This is a genomic window from Pseudomonas sp. MPR-R2A5 (genome assembly GCF_058793055.1).
Map to the genome: position 1 here is coordinate 8710 of NZ_JBXAFK010000052.1, position 21091 is coordinate 29800.

The following is a 21091-nucleotide window of genomic DNA, read 5'->3' on the forward strand; positions in this document are numbered from 1 at the left end:
CCCCCGATGAGGGAGTGTCAGTAGATGCATCTGTAACTGAACCACTGCTATCGGGGGCAAGCCCCCTCCCACAGGGGATCTACTGTGATTTCAAAATTGGAGTTATCCATGCAGCTTTTCAGTCGTGGCTTTTGGCGAATGGGGACTCTGGAGCGCGGCGAGGCCACCCCGGTTTCGGTAATGGAAATGGCCACCGCATAACCAAACACCTGCACAGATCCCAATGTGGGAGGGGGCTTGCCCCCGATGAGGGAGTGTCAGTAGATGCATCTGTAACTGAACCACTGCTATCGGGGGCAAGCCCCCTCCCACAGGGGTTCCACTGTGATTTCAAGATTGGAGTAGTTCATGCAGCTTTTTAGTCTTCAAGACCAAGTGGCCTTTGTCACCGGCGCCGGCAGCGGCATTGGCCAGGCTATCGCCGTCGGGCTCGCCGAAGCGGGCGCGGATGTCGCCTGCTTTGATCTTCCGGGCAGCCCCGGCATTGCCAACACGGTAGAACGCATCCAGGCCCTGGGCCGTCGAGCCCTGGCCCTCAGCGGCACCGTCACCGAACGCGCCGCGCTGGATGCAGCGGTCGCGCGAACCGAACAAGAACTCGGCCCACTCAGCGTGGCCGTCAACTGCGCCGGCATCGCCAACGCCCAGGCCGCCGAGGACCTGGAACTGCAACGCTGGCAAACCACCCTGGACATCAACCTCACCGGCATCTTCCTCAGTTGCCAGGCCCAGGCCGCCGTGATGTTGCCACGGGGCAAAGGCGCGATCGTCAATATCGCCTCCATGTCCGGCAGCATCGTCAATCGTGGCCTGTTGCAAGCCCACTACAACACCTCCAAGGCCGGGGTGATCCACCTGAGCAAAAGCCTGGCGATGGAGTGGGCAGACAAGGGCCTGCGGGTCAATTGCATCAGCCCGGGCTACACCGCCACGCCGATGAACTCACGCCCGGAAGTCGCCGACCAGGTGAAGATCTTTGAACAGACCACGCCCATGGGCCGCATGGCCAGCGTGGACGAAATGGTCGGCCCGGCGATCTTCCTGGTCAGCCAGGCGTCGTCTTTCTGCACCGGTGTCGACCTGTTGGTCGATGGCGGCTTTGTCTGCTGGTAAGGAGCCCCTCATGTCGCAACGATTCAGCGGTAAAACTGTGGTGATCACCGGCGCCTGCCGTGGTATCGGCGCCGGCATTGCCGAGCGCTTCGCCCAGGAGGGCGCCAACCTGGTGCTGGCCTCCAACGACCTGGAGCGCGTGACCTTCACCGCCGACCAACTGGCCCAGGAATACCAGGTCGATGTCCTCGCGCTGGGCATCGACGTCACCCGTGAAGACGATATCGAAAAGCTCTACCGCGAAGGCCACGCACGCTTTGGCAGCATCGACGTGTCGGTACAGAACGCCGGCATCATCACCATCGATCACTACGACAAAATGCCCCGTGCCGACTTCGACAAGGTCCTGCAAGTCAACACCACCGGCGTGTGGCTGGGCTGCCGGGAAGCGGCCAAGTACATGGTCAAGCAAGGCAGCGGCCGGCTGATCAACACCTCGTCCGGCCAGGGCCGCCAGGGGTTTATCTACACCCCGCACTACGCCGCGAGCAAAATGGGCGTGATCGGCATCACCCAGAGCCTGGCGCTGGAGTTGGCGCGGCATAACATCACGGTCAACGCGTTCTGCCCCGGTATCATCGAAAGCGAGATGTGGGACTACAACGACCGCGTATGGGGCGAGATCCTCAGCACCGATGAAAAGCGCTATGGCAAGGGTGAACTGATGGCCGAGTGGGTCAAGAACATCCCCCTGCGCCGAGCCGGCAAACCCTCGGACGTGGCGGGATTGGTGGCATTCCTGGCCTCCGATGACGCGGCCTACCTGACCGGCCAGGCAATCAATATCGACGGCGGCCTGATCATGTCGTAAGGGTTTGGTATCCTCACCCACATTGATTTCACCACCGAGGCCTTCATGAGCCAGATCGAAGAACAGCGCCTGATCACCAAGATCGCGAGCCTCTATTACGAAGAAGGGCTCAAGCAGTCCGAGATTTCCGCCCAGCTGGACCTGTCCCAATCCTTTATCAGCCGCGCCCTGCGCCGGGCGCTGCAAGAAGGCGTGGTCAAGATCACGGTCATGCGCCTGCAAGGCCTGCACCTGGAGCTGGAAACCCAATTGCAGCGCCGTTATGGCGTGCGTCGGGTGATCGTGGTGGAAGCCACCGAACCGGGCAACGATGAAAGCATCAAGCAGGCCATCGGCTCGGCCGCCGCTCATTACCTGGAGACCAGCCTGTCACCCCAGGACCATATCGGTATTTCGTCGTGGAGCAGCACCATTCGCGCCATGGTCGGCCATTTGCATGCACAACCGGGCAAGCAAGGCGCCCAGGAAGTGGTACAACTGTTGGGCGGCGTCGGCAACAAAGGCGCCTTCGAAGCCACCCTGCTGACCCAACGCCTGGCCACCCTGCTCAACTGCCCGGCGTTTTTGCTGCCGTCACAGAGCATCGAGCAATCGGTGGAAAGCAAGCAGCGCATCATCGAAATGGAAGAGGTCAAGGAGGTGCTGCAACGCTTTGACAGCATCACCCTGGCGATTGTCGGCATCGGCGACCTGGAACCCTCGCAGCTGCTGCGCAACAGCGGCAACTACTACACCGAAGACATGCTGCGCCTGCTCGCCGAACGCGGTGCCGTCGGCGATATCTGCTTGCGCTACTTCGATGCCCAGGGCAAGCCGGTGCTGGAAGAAGATGAAGAATTCGTGGTGTCGGTAGCACTGCCCAAGCTGCGCTCGATCCACCGCGTGCTCGGCCTCGCCGGCGGGTTGAACAAGGTCCAGGCGATTCGTGGGGCGCTCAAGGGCGGCTACCTCGACATCCTGATCACCGACCTCGACACCGCCCTGGCGCTGAACCACTAACCCTCATTCTGGAGACTGCCGCTCATGACGTCCAAGCTCGAACAACTCAAGCAATTCACCACCGTGGTCTGTGACACCGGCGACCTGGAAGCCATCAGCCGCCTGCGCCCGGTCGACGCCACCACCAACCCTTCCCTGCTGCTCAAGGCCGCCGCCATCCCGGAATATGCCGAGCTGCTGCGCAGCGCCGTGGCCCATGCCAAGGGTGACGTGGGCCTGGCCTGCGACCACTTTGCAGTGGCGGTGGGTGCCGGCATTCTCAAGGTGATCCCCGGGCGCATCTCCACCGAAGTCGACGCACGCCTGTCCTTCGACGAAGACGCATTGTGGGCCAAGGCCAACCAGTTGATCGCCCTGTACGACCAGGCCGGGATCGGCCGCGACCGCGTGCTGATCAAACTGGCCTCCACCTGGGAAGGCATCCGCACCGCCGAGCGCCTGGAAAAAGCCGGGATCCAGACCAACCTGACCCTGTTGTTCTCCTTCGCCCAGGCCGTGGCCTGCGCCGATGCCGGCGTGTTCCTGATCTCACCATTCGTGGGCCGTATCTACGACTGGTACCGCAAGAACACCGGCCTGGACTACACCGGCGTTGATGATCCGGGCGTGCAGTCGGTGACGCGCATCTACAACTACTACAAGACCAATGAAATCAAGACCGTGGTGATGGGCGCCAGCTTCCGCACCCTCAGCCAGATCGAACAACTGGCTGGCTGCGACCGCCTGACCATCAGCCCGGACCTGCTGCAAAAGCTCGACGAAGACCAGGGCACCCTGGAACGCAAGCTGGTGCCAGGCACCGACGGCGAACCGCGCCAGCGGCTGACGCAGGCGCAATTTCGCTGGGCGTCGAATGAAGATGCAATGGCCACGGAAAAACTCGCGGAAGGTATCCGCCAGTTTGCCCGTGACCAGGAAAAGCTGGAGACCTTGCTCGGCGGGCTCTAAGCCCGCCCGGTCAGGGTGAAACCGCCTGCGCCGCGATGTTTTCGAATGGCATCGGTACCGACTTGATTGCGCCATCCAGGTTACGGTACCGGTGATACACACCGGCTGACGGCAACAGCCGACCGCGTTCAACCACACGGCGACCGTCCAGCACGTAACGCACCGTCTGCTCCCCTGCATCCACCCCCTCGCCCGCGCGCAGGTCTTGTGCAAGCACGCGCATGGTCTCGTCAATGCAGGCTTCGAGTTGCTCATTCACCTTGGCCCACTCCAGGTGGCCATCGTCGATGCATTGCGCACCACAGCTGCGAAACGGCTGCCCGACCACTTCAATGCGCCGTTGATACAGCACCGACCCGGCGATGTCCTGGACCTGTACCCGGTTGACCAGGGTAAAGCTGCCCCGGTCCGCGCTCAGCACCAGCTGCGGTTCGACCAGCACCAGCGCGCTGACCGGCCCCTGTGCCGCAGGCAGGCCAGCCGCCTGGCCGGTCTGTTGATAGCGTCGGGAAAAGGCCGCTTCCAGGTTTTGCTCACCGAGCAGCGTCGTCATCGGGCGTGCATCGTGTTCCGCACTATTGCGCGCATCGCGTTCGAGCACACCCGCGCCGGTCTGGGTATTAATGGCGCTGGCGATCAACAACCCCACCACGCCCCCGGCATTCACCGCGCTGCGGGTGACATTGTCACTGACTTGAGCGGCGTCCGCCGCGCGCTTGCTATCAATCACCATCGACGCGGTGACAAGGCCCTGCGCCGGCCACCGCACTTCGACCTTGGCGCCGTGGGCATTGATATAAGACAGCGCGGACGGTGTATTGAAGCCCGGTTCAGGCAGCGGATGCTGGGCGCACGCCCCCAGCATCAGGCCGCTGACAATGAGCAAGGCACTGCCCAGGACCTTCATTGGGCGAACGGAGTGATGACCAGTTGACGGCTGCTGTCCACGGCCTGGTAGTAGGCGTTCGACAAGTTGCTGAAGTTGGGTTGGTCCCACTCACCCTGCGCCGGCTGAGTCACGGCAAACGGCTTGTACCAGAGCAGGTGATTGTCACGCAGGTCGACCACCAGGCCGATACCGCCCACTTGCGGGGTCGGCACGCTGGTAGGCACCACGCTGTAGTAGGTGCGGTATGCGCCACTGGCGGTGTAGGAGATCAACAGCAGGCGATCCACGCCGTACTTGGCTTGCAATGGCGTCAGGTCACGGCCGAAGAAGCCTTCGCGGAATTTGGTTTCCTTGAACTTGGCGAGGTCGATCGACTCGTCCACGCGCTTGGCCTTGTAACCCTTGGCCACCAGCTTGGCGACGATTTCATCGGGAATACTTGCGGCGTCCTGCAGCTTCCAGGTACTGACGTGGGTGCTGAGTTTACTGTTGACACCCTTGTTGATCGCCAGGTCCAACAGCCCCTGATTGCCACCGAGCACCAGCTCCGAGGGCGGCAAGGCAGTCATGGCCACACCAATGGTCTGGCTCTTGTCGTTCCAGAACTGGGTGTCGAGTTCAACCGGCTTTTGGATATTGGCTGCGCAACCAAACAGGCCGGAGCAGATGAAAAACAGGGCGATACAGTTTCGGAACGTGCGAAATGCCACGGGAAAAGTCCTTTTAAAGAGTGGATTGCCGGCAGTGTCTGACGAGCAAATGCCATCACCATGCCATCATTGGCTGGGGATATTAAAAGCAGGAAAAAATGGCGTCAACTTAATAACAGTGTGGGTGTTCGAAGGCGACCAATGGTCGCCCGCGGCGATCAAGCCGGCGTCTGCGCTACACCCTGCCCAAAGCGCCTGATTGCCAGGCAATACCCGATCAACGCCACCGCTGCCAGCAACCCGCCCGCCGCGCCGATCCAGGCGAAGCCGAATTGGCTGCCGACCCAACTGCCCATCAGCGCGCCACCGCCAATACCAATGTTGTAGATACCGGAAAACATCGCCATGGCCACATCGGTGGCGTCCGGTGCCAACACCAGCACTTTCGACTGCATGGCCAGGCCGAAGCCCATGATCGCCATGCCCCAGAACACACTCAGGCCCACCAGGTACGACTGCGCACCACTCAATGGCAGCAACAGCGCCAGGCACGCCGCGAGCAGGAACACCGCACCGATCACGAACAGATGGGGGTTGAAGCGGTGTACCAGGCTGAACAGCAGCGAACCGAGGATGCCCGCACCACCGAACACCAGCAGGAACAGGGTGACCACATTGCCGCTCAGGCCCGCAACGCCTTCAACGAAAGGTTCGATGTAGCTGTAGGCGGTGAATTGCGCAGTCACGGTCATGGCAGTGAGCACATACAGCGCCACCAGCGCCGGGCGCTTGAACAGCAGTGGCAGGCTGCGCAACGAGCCGGAGTTCTGGCTGGGCAACAGCGGCAAGGTGCGCGCCAGCCAGAACACCAGGGCGGCGGCGAAGGCGGCGATCACCAGGAACGTGGTGCGCCAACCCATGGCTTCACCGAGCAGGCGGCCCAGGGGAATGCCGAGGACCATCGCCAGGGACGTGCCGGTGGCCAGCAGGCCGAGGGCTTGCACCTGCTTGCCGGCGGGCGCCAGGCGCACGGCGAGGGAGGCGGTGATCGACCAGAACAGCGCATGGGACAAGGCAATGCCAATACGGCTGACCATCAACAGGCCGAAGCCAGTGGCCACGCTGGAGAGGATATGGCTGGCGATGAACAGGCAAAACAACACGATCAGCAACTTGCGCCGCTCGATATTGCGGGTCAGCAGCATCACCGGCAGTGACGTCACCGACACCACCCAAGCGTAGATGGTGAGCATCAGGCCAACGCTGGCAATCGGCATGTCGAAGCTGGCGCCGATGGCGCTGAGCAGCCCGACGGGGACGAATTCGGTGGTATTGAACACAAAGGCGGCCAGCGCCAGGGCGATGACCGGTTGCCAATTGGCTTGGGGGGTTGCGGCTGAAAGGCTCATTGAACGGTACGGCACTCTGGCGATGATCGAGCGGCCACCCAGGAGGAGCGCCGCCGCCCAGCATTCTATAGGTTTCTCGGGCGGCTGTTGACGCTGATCCCAGGCATTCGTCGTCCGATCCCTCATGGCGAGGCCAGGGCCATCACGTCAGCGAGCAACGCCATCGGCTTGCCGAGCTTGCCCCTCCACGGGTAACGCGGGTGGTAATAACGCCCAGCGTGACAGGCCGCCTGGGCGCCGGCCAGCGATGCAGCGCGGTGCCCATTGAAGCGAGTGCCACGGCTGGCGGGGGACTCCCCGTCGCGTCAATCACCGCAGCACTGCGCGCATTTGTCGCACACCCTGTGCCCGGCCAGCGCGCGCCTGAACTCAAGCGGCCCTTGACCGACAACCTGAGCCGCCCTACAGCCGGGAAAGATTCCCCACCCACGACCCCATGTTGATGCACATGTCGACACGGCTGACCGAGCGGCTATTTTCGTCGGCGCCTGGTCATGGGATCACGGATCCACCTGCCCCATCATTTCCGGGATGCTTTCCGGCCGGTTGGCATAGCGCTGCGCCAACGCCGCACAGACCATCAACTGAATCTGATGGAACAGCATCAACGGCAGGATCAGCACCCCCATGGTCGCCCCGGCGAACAGCACCTGGGCCATCGGCACGCCCGTCGCCAGGCTCTTTTTCGAGCCGCAGAACAAGATGGTGATGCGGTCTTCCTGGTTAAAGCCAAACACCTTGCCCAACACGGTGGACGCCAACAGCACCAGGCCCAGCAACACGCAGCAGGCCACCACCAGGCCGCCCAGTTCCCACAGCGGAATCTGGTGCCAGATACCTTCGTTGACCGCCTCGCTGAACGCCCCGTACACCACCAGCAGGATCGAGCCCTGGTCGACGAATTTCAGCCAAGCCTTGTTACGCCCCACCCATGCGCCGATCCAGCGCCGAGCGATCTGCCCGGCGATAAACGGCAGCAGCAGTTGCACACTGATCTTCAAGATCGCATCGAGCGTAGAGCCGCCTTCACCGTGGACATTCATCAACAGGGTCACCAGCAACGGCGTGAGGAAGATGCCGAACAGGCTCGACGCCGCCGCGCTGCAAATCGCCGCCGGGATATTGCCGCGGGCCAGGGAGGTGAAGGCAATCGCCGATTGCACGGTGGCCGGCAGCGCACAGAGGTAAAGCATGCCCATGTACAGGTCTTTGCCGATCAACGGCGACAACACCGGCTTGAGCGCCAGGCCCAGCAGTGGGAACAGCACGAAAGTCAGGCTGAATACCAGCAAGTGCAAGCGCCAGTGGCCCGCCCCGGCGACGATGGCCTGGCGCGACAGTTTGGCGCCATGCAGGAAAAACAGCAGCGCGATCGCCAGGTTGGTCACCCAGCCGAAGGCCACGGCGGTCTGGCCACTGGCGGGTAGCAGGGAGGCGAGGATCACCGTGGCGATCAGCGTCAATGTGAAGTTGTCAGGCAGAAAACGGGGGCGAGTCATAAGCAGGATCTTCCGGGGGTTGCCAAGAGCGTCACCGCGACTCTAACGTAACGCCTTGTTACCGACTAACGCCAATGAGCCAGTAAATGCCGCCTAAAGGACATGACAAAACCGTGCGCCGCAGCGTGCCCGGGCTTTCCAGCCTGCCACGGCCGGTGTATGGGCGTACCGAATCGCTGCCCAATCGCGCCCTCACCCGTCGGCACAGCCACCCGTGGGTGCAATTGTCCTACGCGATTTCCGGGGTGCTGGAGATCCAGACCAGCGCCGGCCGTTTCGTCGCGCCGCCTCAGCGCGCGGTGTGGATTCCGGCGGGCATGCCGCACCGGGTGTACAGCTCCCCCCACACCGAGATGCGCAGCCTCTACTTGGATTGCCGGGTCACCGCCTGGGCCGCCGAACGTTGCCAGGTGCTGGAGGTAAGCAGCCTGTTGCGTGAGCTGATTCGCAGCTTCAGCGCGTTGCCGGTGGAATACGCCGAGGACGGCCCCGATGGTCGCCTGGCCCAGGTGATACTGGATCAATTGGCGGCGGCGCCCCAAGTGGATTTGATGCTGCCATTGCCCCTCGACCCCAGGTTGCGCCAGATCTATCGCAGTTTGAACCTGCACCCGGAACAGCAGACGACATTGGGCGATTGGAGCGGGAAGCTGGGGGTCAGTGAAAAGACACTGAGCCGCTTGTTCGTGCGTGACACCGGCCTGACGTTTCGGGCCTGGCGCCAGCGTTTAAGGTTATTGAGCGCCCTGCCCGCCTTGGAGCAAGGCGAGCGGGTCACAGATGTGGCGTTGAGCTGTGGCTATGAGTCCACCTCGGCGTTTATCAACGCGTTTCGGCAGCAGTTCGATGCCACACCCGGTGAATTCTTCCGCTGACACTAATGTGGGAGGGGGCTTGCCCCCGATGGCAGTGGAACAGTCAGCTTATCTGTAGCTGACCCACCGCTATCGGGGCAAGCCCCCTCCCACAATGTTGACCGTACTTCCAATGGGGATCGACGTTCAGCTGCCGTTGCCGCCGTGGGCCTCTTCGAAGAAGTAGTCTTTCCAGCTCGCCGCCTTGTTTTTCAGCACGCCGAGCTCATGCAATTTCTCGGCATAAATATAGGTCCGCTGCGGCACGATGGTGAAGTCGATTTCCGGGTCCTGGACGATTTTCTCCACCAGGTCCAACGGCAGCTTGGATTGCTCGACGCGAATATACGCCTTGGCCGCCGCCGGTTTGTCAGCCTTGATGATCGTCTCCGCCTCCGCCAGGGCGTCATAGAACGCCTTGTAGGTCTTGGGGTTCTCGTCGTGGAATTTCTGCGTGGTGTAGAGCACGTTGAAGGTGGCCGGACCGCCAAGGATGTCGTAGGAACTGAGCACCTTGTGTACGTTGGGGTTCAACAGTTCCTGGTACTGGAACGGCGGGCTGGAGAAGTGCGAATTGATCTCCGAACCGCCGGCAATCAGCGCCGCCGTGGCGTCGGGATGGGCCAGGCTGATGGAGATGTCATCGAATTTCTTGTAGTGGGCGTCGCCGAACTGCTTGGCGGTTTCGATCTGCAAGGTGCGCGACTGGAAGCCCACGCCGGCGGCGGGCACGGCGATGCGGTCTTTCTCGGTGAAGTCCTTGAGGGTCTTGACCTTGGGGTTGTTGGACAGCAGGTAGTTGGGCATCGAACCAAGGGAGGCGATGGCCTTGACGTTCTGTTTGCCCTGGGTGCGGTCCCATAGGGTGAGCATCGGCGGCACACCGGCCGACACCACGTCCAGCGCGCCGGCCAGCAGCGATTCGTTCATGGCCGTAGCGCCGGAAATGCTGTTCCATTCCACCTGGATATCCAGGCCCTGTGCCTTGCCGTGTTTTTCGATCAGGTGCTGGTCGCGCACTACATCAAGGATCAGGTAACCGATGCCGAACTGCTGGGCGATACTGATCTTGCCTTCGGCCTGGGCGCCGGGGCTGAGTAACGCACCGGCGGCGGCCAGGGATGCGGCCAGGAGGGTCAGGGAGGAACGTTTGAAAGTCATGGAGGGCTGCCGCGTTTTCGAGGAGGTGATGAAGCCTAGCGGCGGTTTTTAAGAGCGCAAAAGAATATCGCGATCTATTGTTATGCAAATCATCCCCAAATCGGCGCCCGGCTGCTATTGTGCCGCGCTTTGAAAAGCCGCCTGATACCTGCGAGGAAATGGACGTTGAACACTGACGAAAAAATGACCGGGGACCTGTTCGAGGTGGATAAGCGCCTGTCACTCAAGCCCGTGGTGGACTTCAACGCCTACCTGCGCAGCGCATTTGGCGATGGCCCGTGCACCTGCGTACGGTGTGCGGCCAGTGGCGGCGATGAAAGCAGCTATGAACAGCAACACACGTTCACCTTCGACGCTAAGCCGACCCACCGTCGCTTTGCGTCCACGGCCGGCAGTGATGTGCTGTTGATGCTCAAGAAAGCCTGGTTGTCCTACACCAAGGCCGAGCTGCCGTTGAGTGGGGTGCTGGCAGTGGAGACGGTGAATGAGTTTGTCGAACCGCCACTGCACAGGCGTTTGGTCCCGTTGTTCCTGGCCAGTGGCTTGGTCAAGGACCTGGAAGGTGAATGGCGCCTCCAGCCACAGACGATGGCCTGATCCCGAGGCCCCGAACCACCGACCAAGGGGGCGCCCCACCTGAGTCCATTGCAGTATGACAGGCGCGGAGGTTGACGCAGGCCAAAGGACGCGCCGAATGTGTCCAAACCATGGCTCCCTCGCCACAACGACAGTGCTCGCTATTCAACCCCAAGGAATACCGATGTCCACACCCAGTAAAAAGATGAGCCTGCTGGGCCTGACCGCCCTGGTCGCGATCAATATGATGGGCTCGGGCATCATCATGTTGCCGGCCAGCATGGCGCAATTGGGGGCCATTTCGTTGCTGTCGTGGGGTGTCACGGCGGTCGGTTCGATGGCAATTGCCTACGGCTTTGCCCAATGCGGGCTTTTTTGTAAGCGCAGCGGCGGCATGTCGGCCTACACCGAAGAGGCCCACGGCAAGTCCGGGTTCTTCATGTGTTCGTTCCTGTATTTTCTCTCGCTGATCATCGCCAATGTGGCGATTGCGATTTCAGCGGTGGGTTATCTGTCAGCGTTTATCCCCTGGCTGGGCAGTGGGCCGATGCCGTTGTTTATCGGCAGCCTGGCGTTGATCTGGCTGACCACCGCGGCCAACTTCGGCGGCCCACGCATCACCGGGCGCATCGGCGTGGTGACGGTGTGGGGCGTGGTCCTTCCGGTGGCGGGGCTGTGCGTGATCGGCTGGTTCTATTTCCGGGCCGAGGTGTTCACCGCGGCATGGAACCCGCACGGACGCTACCTGTGGGACGCCGTCAGCGCGAGTATTCCCCTGACCCTGTGGGCCTTCCTCGGCATGGAGTCGGCCGCCCAAGGCTATGACGCGGTCGAGAACCCCGAGCGCACCGTACCGCTGGCGTGCCTGCTGGGCACGCTGGGGGTCGCGGTGGTGTATGTGCTGTCGACGTCGGTGATCCAGGGCATCGTCCCCAACGCTGAGCTGGCCGCCTCCTCCGCGCCGTTTGCGCTGGTCTATGCGCAGATGTTCAGCCCCTGGGTGGGCAAGCTGATCATGGCGCTGGCGGTGGTGGCTTGCATCGGTTCGCTGCTGGGTTGGCAATTCACCCTGGCGCAGACGGCCAAGATGTCGGCGGACCAACGCCTGTTTCCACGCTTTTTCAGCCGGGTCACCCAGGCCAATGCGCCGGTGCTGGGGCTGCTGGCCTGTGCGACGTTGCAAAGCCTGATCGCCTTGTCGACCATCTCGCCCAGCGCCAGTGCGCAGTTCAGCAAGCTGGTGAACCTGGCGGTGGTGACCAACCTGGTGCCCTACGTGACCGCCCTCAGCGGCTTGCTGGTGATGATGCACAAGGCGCGCGCCAGTGCGACGGTACAGGCGCGGAACACGCTGGTGGTCGTAGTAGCCGTGGGGTATTCGCTGTATGCGATTTACGCATGCGGGGAAGCGCCGGTGTTTGGCGCGATGCTGGTGTTGGCGCTGGGGTATCTGTTGTATGGGTTTCTGGCCAAGCGGTTTGTTGGGGAACCAGCAGATCCACCCGAGGCCTGACGATCCCCTGTGGGAGATGTCGAGCTTTAGCGAGGCTTCGAAGGCGGTGGTGTTGTTGGCAGGTGTGTTGGCTGACACTCCGCCATCGGGGGCAAGCCCCCTCCCACATTTTTACCGAGTACACCAGCCACAACATCGGTCGGTTCCAAGGCAGCAAAAGACAGAACAAAACCAGACCGAAATTTACCGGATATATGCAGATCCAAATGTGGGAGGGGCGGTGCGACAATTCGACTTGCCCCCGATGGCGCCGGGTCAGTTAACCAATAGGTGACTGACACGCCCTCATCGAGGGCAAGCCCCCTTCCACCGTTTTTACCGCGTGTTCCGGAATGATTATTTACGCGCGGCCTCCCATTGCTTGAGCAGGTCGCCGTAGGCCACGGTCTCGCCTTTAGGCTTCTCGTTGGCCAGTTTTGGTTTCGGCGCGCCCGGCTGGTCGAACCAGTATTGCGCGTCACGCTCAGGGTTCATTTTCGGGCCGCATACCGGCTGCACTTTGGAGCGCTCCAGGCGCGTCATGATCGCGTCTTGCTCCTTGGCCAGGTTATCCAGCGCCTGTTGCGGGGTTTTCTCGCCGCTGGCGGCGGCCGCGATGTTGCTCCACCACAGTTGCGCCAGGCGTGGGTAATCCGGCACGTTGGTGCCGGTCGGGGTCCATTCCACCCGGGCCGGGCTGCGGTAGAACTCAACCAGGCCACCGAGTTTCGGCGCCAGGTCGGTCATGGCCTGGGAGTTGATGTCGGATTCCCGAATCGGCGTCAGGCCGACGATGGTTTTCTTCAGCGACACGGTTTTCGAGGTCACGAACTGAGCATAGAGCCAGGCCGCAAGTTTCTGCTTCTCAGGCGTCGACTTGAGGAAGGTCCAGGAGCCCACGTCCTGATAGCCCTTCTTCATGCCCTTTTCCCAATACGGCCCGACCGGCGATGGCGCCATGCGCCATTTCGGCGTGCCGTCGGCGTTCACTACCGGCAGGCCCGGCTTGGTCATGTCGGCGGTAAACGCGGTGTACCAGAAGATCTGCTGGGCGATATTGCCCTGGGACGGCACCGGGCCGGACTCGGAGAAGGTCATGCCCGCCGCTTCCGGGGGGGCGTAGGCTTTCATCCAGTCCACGTATTTCTGCGTGGCAAACACGGCGGCCGGGCCGTTGGTATCGCCGCCACGGGTCACGCTGGAGCCCACCGGGTGGCAGTCCTCCACGCGAATGCCCCACTCATCCACCGGCAAGCCGTTGGGCAGGCCCTTGTCGCCGCCGCCGGCCATGGAGAACCAGGCATCGGTGAAGCGCCAGCCCAGGGACGGATCCTTCTTGCCATAGTCCATATGGCCATAGATGCGCTTACCGTCGATTTCCTTGACGTCTTCGCTGAAGAACTTGGCGATGTCTTCATAGGCGGACCAGTTCACCGGCACGCCGAGGTCATAACCGTACTTCTCCTTGAACTTGGCTTTGAGTTCCGGACGCTCGAACCAGTCGGCGCGGAACCAATAGAGGTTGGCGAATTGCTGGTCGGGCAACTGGTAGATCTTGCCGTCCGGCGCAGTGGTGAAGGAGATGCCGATAAAGTCCTTGATATCCAGGGTCGGCGAGGTGAAGGCCTTGCCTTCGTTGGCCATCAGGTCGGTGATCGATTCGGTCTTGCCATAGCGAAAGTGCGTACCGATCAAGTCCGAGTCGTTGACCCAGCCGTCATAGATATTCTTGTCGGACTGCATCTGGGTTTGCAGCTTTTCCACCACGTCGCCTTCCTGCAGCAGGTCGTGGGTCAGCTTGATCCCGGTGATTTCACTGAAGGCCTTGGCCAGCACCTTGGACTCGTACTCATGGGTGGTGAGGGTTTCCGACACCACGTTGATCTTCATCCCACGGAACGGTTCCGAAGCCTTGATGAACCACTTGAGTTCCTCAAGCTGCTGGTCGGCCGTGAGGGTCGAGGGTTTGAACTCGCTGCCGATCCATTTTTTCGCCGCGTCTTCGTACGCATCGGCCCAGGCCGTGGCGCTCAAACCGCTGAGGGCCAGTACGGCGGCCAATGAAATGCTATGTCGCAGCTTATTGTTTTTATTCAACATAGAGACCTCCTGGTTAATTTCAAAAAGGACTACAAACGCCACAGCCCCCCTGTAGGAGCGAGCTTGCTCGCGAAAAACCCGACGACACCGCGTACATCCAGAATGCCCGCGTTATCGTTGGCGATTTTCGCGAGCAAGCTCGCTCCTACAAGGTGTCGAGGCACTAGCCCCAACGCATCACACTCAACAGCCATACCAGGGAGAGCGCGGACGCCACCCAGATGCTCCAGTCGGTTACGCCAATCACCAGCAGGTGCAGGTAGGCGCTTGCGAGAAGACCGATAAACAAGCGATCACCACGGGTGGTGCTGATCGGCAACAAACCGCGCCGAGGGATACTCGGCGAACGCAGTTCCCAGGTGGTCATGCCCGCCAGGATCAGGGCAATGCCGCCAAAGAACAGCGCCGTAGGGGTGGTCCAGGCCATCCATTCCATCATCGACTCCTCAGACCCGGCCCAGGGCAAAGCCCTTGGCCACGTGGTTGCGAACAAACCAGATCACCAGCATGCCCGGCAGGATGGTCAACACCCCCGCCGCCGCCAGCACGCCCCAATCGATCCCCGACGCCGACACCGTGCGCGTCATCACCGCCGCAATGGGCTTGGCGTTGACCGAAGTCAGGGTGCGCGCCAGCAGCAGTTCGACCCAGGAAAACATGAAGCAGAAAAACGCCGTGACGCCGATGCCGGAGCCGATCAGCGGGATAAAAATCTTCACGAAGAATTTGGGGAAACTGTAGCCATCGATGTAAGCGGTTTCGTCGATTTCCTTGGGCACGCCAGACATGAAGCCTTCGAGGATCCACACCGCCAACGGCACGTTGAACAGGCAGTGGGCCAAGGCCACGGCGATGTGCGTATCGAACAGGCCGATGGACGAATACAGCTGGAAAAATGGCAGCAAGAACACCGCGGGTGGCGCCATGCGGTTGGTCAGCAGCCAGAAGAACAGGTGCTTGTCACCCAGGAAGCGGTAACGCGAGAAAGCATAGGCCGCCGGCAACGCCACGCTCAGTGAAATCACCGTGTTCAGGCTCACGTAGTACAGCGAGTTGAGGTAACCGGTGTACCAGCTCGGGTCGGTAAAGATCACCTTGTAGTTGGCCAGGGTGAAGTCCTGCGGAAACAGCGTCAGCCCGCCGAGGATTTCGGTGTTGCTCTTGAAGGACATGTTCAATAGCCAGTAGATCGGCACCAGCAGGAACAGGATATAAATCAGCAGGGGGATGACTTTGCGCTTGCTCATGCTGGCGACCTCAGCGGTTGGCGTCGGAATGGGTCATGGCGGTGTAGAACAACCAGGACACCAACAGGATGATCAGGAAATACACCAGGGAAAACGCCGCGGCCGGGCCCAGGTCGAATTGGCCTACGGCCATCTGGGTCAGCGTCTGGCTGAGGAAGGTAGTGGCGTTACCCGGCCCGCCCCCCGTGAGGACAAAGGGCTCGGTGTAGATCATGAAACTGTCCATAAAGCGCAGCATCACCGCGATCAGCAGCACGCTTTTCATCTTCGGCAATTGGATATGTCGGAAAACCGCCCAGGCGGATGCGCGATCGATCCGCGCCGCCTGGTAGTACACATCTGGGATGGCCCGCAGCCCCGAATAGCACAGCAGCGCGACCAGCGACGTCCAGTGCCATACGTCCATCACCAGCACCGTGACCCAGGCGTCCAGGGTATTGGCCGCGTAGTTGTAGCTGATGCCCAGGGCATTGAGGCTGTAGCCGAGCAAACCAATATCGGCGCGGCCGAAAATCTGCCAAATGGTGCCGACCACGTTCCATGGGATCAGCAAGGGAATGGCCAGGATAATCAGCACCAGCGACGACCAGCGGCCCTTGGTCGGCATGGTCAGGGCGATGGCGATGCCCAGGGGGATTTCGATCAGCAGCACGCAGGCCGAGTAGATGAACTGGCGCAACAGCGAGTCATGCAGGCGCGGATCGAGCAGCACCTGTTTATACCAGTCGGCGCCGACAAAGTAGCGGCTGGACTGGTCGAAGATGTCCTGCACCGAATAGTTGACCACGGTCATCATTGGGATCACCGCGCTGAACGCCACCAGCAGGAACACCGGCAACACCAGCCACCAGGCCTTGTTGTTCTGCACCTTGTTCATGGCAGCACCTCCAGCAGGTAGTCGTCGGCATACACCATCAGCCACTGCGCGGGAAAGCTGATGGACGCCCTGCCCTCCGGCACCGGTTTGTCTTCGGCCAGACGCACTTTCAGGGTGGCGTCGTCGAGGTTGAGGGTCACGATCTTGTAGGTGCCGAGGTCTTCCACATGGGTGACGTCGGCCTGCAGGGCGTCAGGGTTGTGCTCATCCCACACATGGACAAATTCCGGGCGGATGCCGACCTGCAGCTTCGTGTAGTCCGTTTCGGAAATGCGCTGCTGCAAGGCCTCCGACAACGGCAGATACGTACCGGCAAAACGCACCCCGCCGGCTTCGGCCTGCACTTCGATCAGATTCATCCCCGGGCTGCCGATGAAATAGCCGACAAAGGTGTGGCTCGGCCGTTCGAACAGGTCCCGTGGCGTGCCGAACTGCACGATCTGGCCGCCGTACATCACCGCGATCTTGTCGGCAAAGGTCGACGCCTCCAGCTGGTCGTGGGTGACGTAGACCATGGTGATATTGAACTGCTCGTGGATCTGCTTGAGCTTGCGCCGCAGTTTCCATTTGAGGTGCGGGTCGATCACGGTCAGCGGTTCATCGAAGAGGATCGCCGATACGTCATCGCGCACCAGGCCACGGCCCATGGAGACTTTCTGCTTTTCGTCGGCAGTGAGGTTGCGCGCCTTTTTGCTCAGCAGGTTTTGCAGGTCGAGGACTTCGGCAATTTCCTGCACCTTGCTGTGAATTTTCGCCTCGGCCATACCCTGGTTTCGCAGGGGGAAAGCCAGGTTGTCGAACACCGTCATGGTGTCGTAGACCACCGGGAACTGGAACACTTGGGCGATGTTGCGTTTCTCCGGCGTCAGCTCGTTGACCACCTGTTGGTCGAACAACACCTGGCCCTCCGAGGGGCTGAGCAACCCGGAGATGATATTGAGCAGGGTCGATTTGCCGCAGCCCGACGGCCCGAGCAAGGCGTAGGCACCCCCCTGCTCCCACACGTGGTTCATTGCCCGAATGGCGTAGTCCTCAGGACCGGCCGGCGTAGGGCTGTAGCTGTGCGCCAGGTTCTGCAAATGGATCTCGGCCATCAGGCAACCCTCGCGACACGGCGCCCGGGGGCCTGGACCAAACGGCCCTGGCCATCGAACACAAACAGTTTATGGGTGGGGATATACACGCGGATCGGCGCGTCGACGTCGTACTCATGCACGCCCGGCAGGTGCAGGACCAATAGGAAGTGTTCACTGCGCACATGCAGGAACGTTTCTGAACCGCTGATCTCGGCGACTTCCACGGTCACCGCCAACTCCAGGTCATCGTCGTTGCTCGGTACCAGGCTGATATGGCTGGGGCGCACACCAAAGCGGAACTCGCCTTCGCCGATGGGGCGCAGGTCGACATTCAACGGAAAGTGCACGAAATTGGCGAAGCTCACCTCGTTACCGCTGATACGCCCCGGCATCAGGTTGATCGGTGGTTCGGAAAACAGCTCGGCGGCCAGCACGGTTTGCGGCTGGTGATAGACCTCGGCGGCCCTGCCGCTCTGGATCACTCGGCCTTCGTGAAGGATCGTGGTGGTGCCGCCCAGGGCCAACGCCTCGTTGGGCTCGGTGGTGGCGTAGATGGCAATGGTATGCCGCGCCTTGAACAGCTCGCGCATTTCCTGACGCAGCTCTTCACGCAGTTTGTAGTCCAGGTTCACCAACGGTTCATCGAACAGGATCAGTTCGGCGTCTTTGACCAGGGCGCGGGCCATGGCCGTGCGTTGCTGCTGGCCGCCAGACAGTTCCAAGGGGTGACGCTGGAGGAATTTCTCGATGCGCAGCATCCTGGCGGTTTCGAGCACCTTGCTCTGGATCAGCTCGTCGGACACACCGGCCTGGCGCAACGGCGAGGCGATGTTTTCGAATACGGTCATGGTCGGGTAGTTGATGAACTGCTGATACACCATCGACACGTTACGCAGACGCACCGGTTTGTGGGTGACATCCACGCCGTTCATCAGGATGCGGCCGCTGTCGGGCTTGTCCAGGCCGGCCATCAGGCGCATCAGGCTGGTCTTGCCGGACAGCGTGCGGCCCAGCAGGACGTTGAAGGAACCGGCTTCGAATCGCAGGTTGGCGTCGTCGATCCAGGTCTGGCCTTCGACAACGCGGGAGACATGTTCCAGGGTCAATGACATGACACGCCCTTTTTATTATTGGAATGAATCTGGCCAGTCCTCAGAGCGAGTTTCATGCCAAGACGGCAGGTGCTTGATTCACAAGGCAGTGGGCTGAACGTGATGTTCAGGAACGAACAAAAATGAACAGATCGGGCTGAACAATTGAACAATCCTGGGGTTGACAATGAACAGTTATGAACAACACTCTTTGAACCCGATGGAACGATCGACACAGGTCAAATGTGGGAGGGGGCTGCCAGTCAGTTAAGCGTACATGGCCTTCTGTAGGAGCGAGCTTGCTCGCGAAAAACCTCAACGATCACGCGTGTTTCCTGAATCAACGCGGCGCCTGTGAGTTCTTCGCGAGCAAGCTCGCTCCTACAAAAAAGCCTTAGGGCTTACCCCCTCCCCCATTTTGTCCCCGTTGCATCGGGTAAATAGTGCAAGACCCCAAAACAATAAAAAGAAGGTCGCCCCATGGCCGAACCCTTGGCTCACGACACCTTAATCCAGGAATCCTGGCGCCGCTGCCGTGCGTACGGCCTGGACCACCAGAGCCCCCCCAGCTTCGACCAGCTCCCCGCCGAAGGCATCAGCCAGTTGCTGGAAAGCCAGCATTCCCTGGTACAGACCACTCATCAGGAAGTGCTGCCCTACTACGAGAACATCCTCAGCAACTCCAACTGCCTGATCATGCTGGCCGATAACCAGGGCCAGGTCCTGACTTCGTGGGGCACCCAGCGCTTTATCGAGCCCAAGCTGGCCCGCGGTTTCAGCGCTGGCGCCAGTTGGATGGAGCGCTCCAGCGGTACCAATGCCATCGGCACGGCGCTGGCCTGTGCCCAGGCGGTGCATATCGAGCACGATGAACACTTCTTGAAAGCCAACCGTTTCATGACCGGCTCCGCGGCGCCGATCTTCGATGCCCAGCGTGAAATCATCGCCGTGCTGGATGTGTCCAGCGACAGCTACCTGCCGCCCTCGCACACCCTGGGCATGGTCAAGATGATGAGCCAGACCGTGGAGAACCGGCTGATCCTCAACCTGTTTCGCGGCGAGCATTTTCAGCTGACCTTCAATACTGGCCTGAGCAACCTCGACAGCCAGTGGGCCGGCCTGCTGATCTTCGATGAAAGCGGCCAAGTGCTCTCGGCCAACCGCCGCGCCGACAACCTGCTGGGCATCAGCCTGTCGCGGGTGATGATCGACAGTTTGTTCCAGGTGTCGTTGCTGGAATTGCTCAATCAGCCGGAGGGGTTGCCGTTCTCGTTGCAGGCGGCGGGACGCAATCGCTTCCAATGCGTGTTGAAACGGCCCAAGCAAACGCCGGTGCAGGCGCGCGTGTTCAGCGAACCGATACCGCCCAAGCCCGTCGCGATGGGCCTCAAGACCTTGCATTTCGGTGAAGCCCGCGTGGAAAAAGCCGTACGCCAGGCCGAGCGGCTGCTGGAAAAAGATATCCCGCTGCTGATCCACGGTGAAACCGGGGTGGGCAAGGAGGTGTTCGTCAAAGCCCTGCACCAGGCCAGCTCGCGCAGCCGGCAGGCGTTTATCGCGGTGAATTGTGCAGCCATTCCGGCAGAGCTGGTGGAATCGGAACTGTTCGGCTATGAAAAAGGCGCGTTCACCGGCGCCAATCAGAAAGGCAGCATCGGCCTGATTCGCAAGGCCGACAAAGGCACGCTGTTTCTCGATGAAATCGGTGACATGCCCCTGCCGACCCAGGCGCGTCTACTTCGGGTATTGCAGGAACGTTGCGTGCAACCCGTGGGCAGCAGCGAGTTGTTCCCGGTGGACTTGCGCATCATCTCCGCCACCAACCGCGCACTGCGAGAGCTTGTGCAGGCCGGGCGTTTTCGTGAGGATTTGTACTACCGCATCGGTGGCCTGACCTTGGAACTACCGCCCCTGCGCGAGCGCACCGACAAGCGCGCGCTGTTCCAACAGCTATGGCAGCAGCATCGCGAGCCGACCCAGTGGGCCGGGCTCAGTCCCGAGGTGCTGGCGCTGTTCGAGCAGCACCCTTGGCCGGGCAATTTACGCCAGGTCAGCAGCGTGTTGCAGGTGGCCCTGGCCATGGCCGAAGAACAGCCGATCCGCGCGGAGCATCTGCCGGACGATTTTTTTGTGGATTTGAACCTGACGGCACCGCTGCCGGCCACTGAATACCTGGATGAGACCCTCGACCTGAAGCAACGCCTGAAGGCAGCAGGCGGGAATATTTCCCACCTGGCACGGGAGCTGGGAGTCAGCCGCAACACCTTGTACAAGCGCCTGCGGCAGAACGAAGCCTGAG

At 61.2% G+C, this 21091-nt stretch carries 19 protein-coding genes; 8 read left to right on the forward strand and 11 right to left on the reverse strand.

All coding sequences use genetic code 11. The annotated features are described in order from the left end of the window. The first annotated feature begins 348 nt into the window (after positions 1 to 348). From AC1Q6I_RS28540 to tal, 4 genes are read left to right on the forward strand one after another with little or no spacing between them, the layout of a single operon-like run. Positions 349 to 1113 (forward strand): SDR family oxidoreductase, encoded by a 765-nt coding sequence (locus AC1Q6I_RS28540; protein WP_102625121.1) that lies wholly within the window; start codon positions 349 to 351, stop codon positions 1111 to 1113. 10 nt (positions 1114 to 1123) lie between these two features. Beyond that, positions 1124 to 1924, forward strand: coding sequence for an SDR family oxidoreductase (locus AC1Q6I_RS28545; protein WP_069076475.1), 801 nt, complete (start codon positions 1124 to 1126; stop codon positions 1922 to 1924). A 45-nt stretch (positions 1925 to 1969) separates the two neighbouring features. Next, positions 1970 to 2923 (forward strand): sugar-binding transcriptional regulator, encoded by a 954-nt coding sequence (locus tag AC1Q6I_RS28550; RefSeq protein WP_102625120.1) that lies wholly within the window; start codon positions 1970 to 1972, stop codon positions 2921 to 2923. A 24-nt stretch (positions 2924 to 2947) separates the two neighbouring features. Continuing rightward, the gene (tal, locus tag AC1Q6I_RS28555) at positions 2948 to 3871 is read left to right on the forward strand and encodes a transaldolase (RefSeq protein ID WP_024076082.1); all 924 of its coding nucleotides are present in this window, start codon (positions 2948 to 2950) and stop codon (positions 3869 to 3871) included. Positions 3872 to 3881: 10 nt separating this feature from the next. Here tal and AC1Q6I_RS28560 read toward each other — a convergent pair whose 3' ends face one another. From AC1Q6I_RS28560 to AC1Q6I_RS28575, 4 genes are all read right to left on the reverse strand, one after another. After that, on the reverse strand, positions 3882 to 4778 hold the full coding sequence (locus AC1Q6I_RS28560) for a hypothetical protein (protein WP_102625119.1): 897 nt from the start codon (positions 4776 to 4778) through the stop codon (positions 3882 to 3884). Beyond that, entirely contained in the window at positions 4775 to 5470 is a 696-nt protein-coding gene (locus AC1Q6I_RS28565) for a hypothetical protein (protein WP_024076084.1), read from the reverse strand. Before AC1Q6I_RS28565 ends, AC1Q6I_RS28560 begins: the two co-directional genes overlap by 4 nt. Positions 5471 to 5628: 158 nt before the next feature. After that, positions 5629 to 6819 carry a sugar transporter gene (locus tag AC1Q6I_RS28570; protein ID WP_024076085.1) on the reverse strand — a complete coding sequence of 397 codons (1191 nt, stop codon included), beginning with the start codon at positions 6817 to 6819 and terminating at the stop codon, positions 5629 to 5631. A gap of 500 nt (positions 6820 to 7319) precedes the next feature. Continuing rightward, the gene (locus tag AC1Q6I_RS28575) at positions 7320 to 8318 is read right to left on the reverse strand and encodes a bile acid:sodium symporter family protein (RefSeq protein ID WP_024076086.1); all 999 of its coding nucleotides are present in this window, start codon (positions 8316 to 8318) and stop codon (positions 7320 to 7322) included. Positions 8319 to 8404: 86 nt separating this feature from the next. On the opposite strand from AC1Q6I_RS28575, the gene AC1Q6I_RS28580 reads away from it, so the two are divergent. Next, positions 8405 to 9193 carry an AraC family transcriptional regulator gene (locus AC1Q6I_RS28580; RefSeq protein WP_024076087.1) on the forward strand — a complete coding sequence of 263 codons (789 nt, stop codon included), beginning with the start codon at positions 8405 to 8407 and terminating at the stop codon, positions 9191 to 9193. Between the two features lie 126 nt (positions 9194 to 9319). Here the strand turns inward: AC1Q6I_RS28580 and AC1Q6I_RS28585 are convergent, their stop codons facing one another. Next, positions 9320 to 10333: an ABC transporter substrate-binding protein gene (locus AC1Q6I_RS28585; protein ID WP_024076088.1), complete on the reverse strand. Its 1014-nt coding sequence runs from the start codon at positions 10331 to 10333 to the stop codon at positions 9320 to 9322. Positions 10334 to 10498: 165 nt separating this feature from the next. On the opposite strand from AC1Q6I_RS28585, the gene AC1Q6I_RS28590 reads away from it, so the two are divergent. Both AC1Q6I_RS28590 and potE read left to right on the forward strand, forming a co-directional pair. Continuing rightward, the gene (locus AC1Q6I_RS28590; protein ID WP_102625118.1) at positions 10499 to 10930 is read left to right on the forward strand and encodes a hypothetical protein; all 432 of its coding nucleotides are present in this window, start codon (positions 10499 to 10501) and stop codon (positions 10928 to 10930) included. Between the two features lie 163 nt (positions 10931 to 11093). Then, positions 11094 to 12422, forward strand: a complete 1329-nt coding sequence (gene potE / locus AC1Q6I_RS28595; RefSeq protein WP_102625117.1) for a putrescine-ornithine antiporter — start codon at positions 11094 to 11096, stop codon at positions 12420 to 12422. Between the two features lie 336 nt (positions 12423 to 12758). Here potE and AC1Q6I_RS28600 read toward each other — a convergent pair whose 3' ends face one another. The 6 genes from AC1Q6I_RS28600 to AC1Q6I_RS28625 all read right to left on the reverse strand — a co-directional run bounded on the left by AC1Q6I_RS28600 (position 12759) and on the right by AC1Q6I_RS28625 (position 18813). After that, positions 12759 to 14501, reverse strand: coding sequence for an ABC transporter substrate-binding protein (locus AC1Q6I_RS28600; protein ID WP_024076091.1), 1743 nt, complete (start codon positions 14499 to 14501; stop codon positions 12759 to 12761). A 163-nt stretch (positions 14502 to 14664) separates the two neighbouring features. Continuing rightward, positions 14665 to 14937 carry a DUF2160 domain-containing protein gene (locus AC1Q6I_RS28605; RefSeq protein WP_102625116.1) on the reverse strand — a complete coding sequence of 91 codons (273 nt, stop codon included), beginning with the start codon at positions 14935 to 14937 and terminating at the stop codon, positions 14665 to 14667. Between the two features lie 10 nt (positions 14938 to 14947). Next, positions 14948 to 15748 carry a carbohydrate ABC transporter permease gene (locus tag AC1Q6I_RS28610; RefSeq protein ID WP_003174634.1) on the reverse strand — a complete coding sequence of 267 codons (801 nt, stop codon included), beginning with the start codon at positions 15746 to 15748 and terminating at the stop codon, positions 14948 to 14950. 10 nt (positions 15749 to 15758) lie between these two features. Continuing rightward, a complete protein-coding gene (locus AC1Q6I_RS28615; protein ID WP_024076092.1) occupies positions 15759 to 16625 on the reverse strand; it encodes a carbohydrate ABC transporter permease in 867 nt (288 codons plus the stop codon). After that, positions 16622 to 17719: an ABC transporter ATP-binding protein gene (locus AC1Q6I_RS28620; protein ID WP_102625115.1), complete on the reverse strand. Its 1098-nt coding sequence runs from the start codon at positions 17717 to 17719 to the stop codon at positions 16622 to 16624. The genes AC1Q6I_RS28615 and AC1Q6I_RS28620 overlap by 4 nt, the downstream gene beginning before the upstream one ends. Further along, the gene (locus tag AC1Q6I_RS28625; protein ID WP_024076094.1) at positions 17719 to 18813 is read right to left on the reverse strand and encodes an ABC transporter ATP-binding protein; all 1095 of its coding nucleotides are present in this window, start codon (positions 18811 to 18813) and stop codon (positions 17719 to 17721) included. Before AC1Q6I_RS28625 ends, AC1Q6I_RS28620 begins: the two co-directional genes overlap by 1 nt. 459 nt (positions 18814 to 19272) lie before the next feature. Between AC1Q6I_RS28625 and AC1Q6I_RS28630 the strand changes: the two genes are divergently transcribed. Next, on the forward strand, positions 19273 to 21090 hold the full coding sequence (locus AC1Q6I_RS28630) for a sigma-54-dependent Fis family transcriptional regulator (protein WP_024076095.1): 1818 nt from the start codon (positions 19273 to 19275) through the stop codon (positions 21088 to 21090). Position 21091 lies beyond the last annotated feature (1 nt).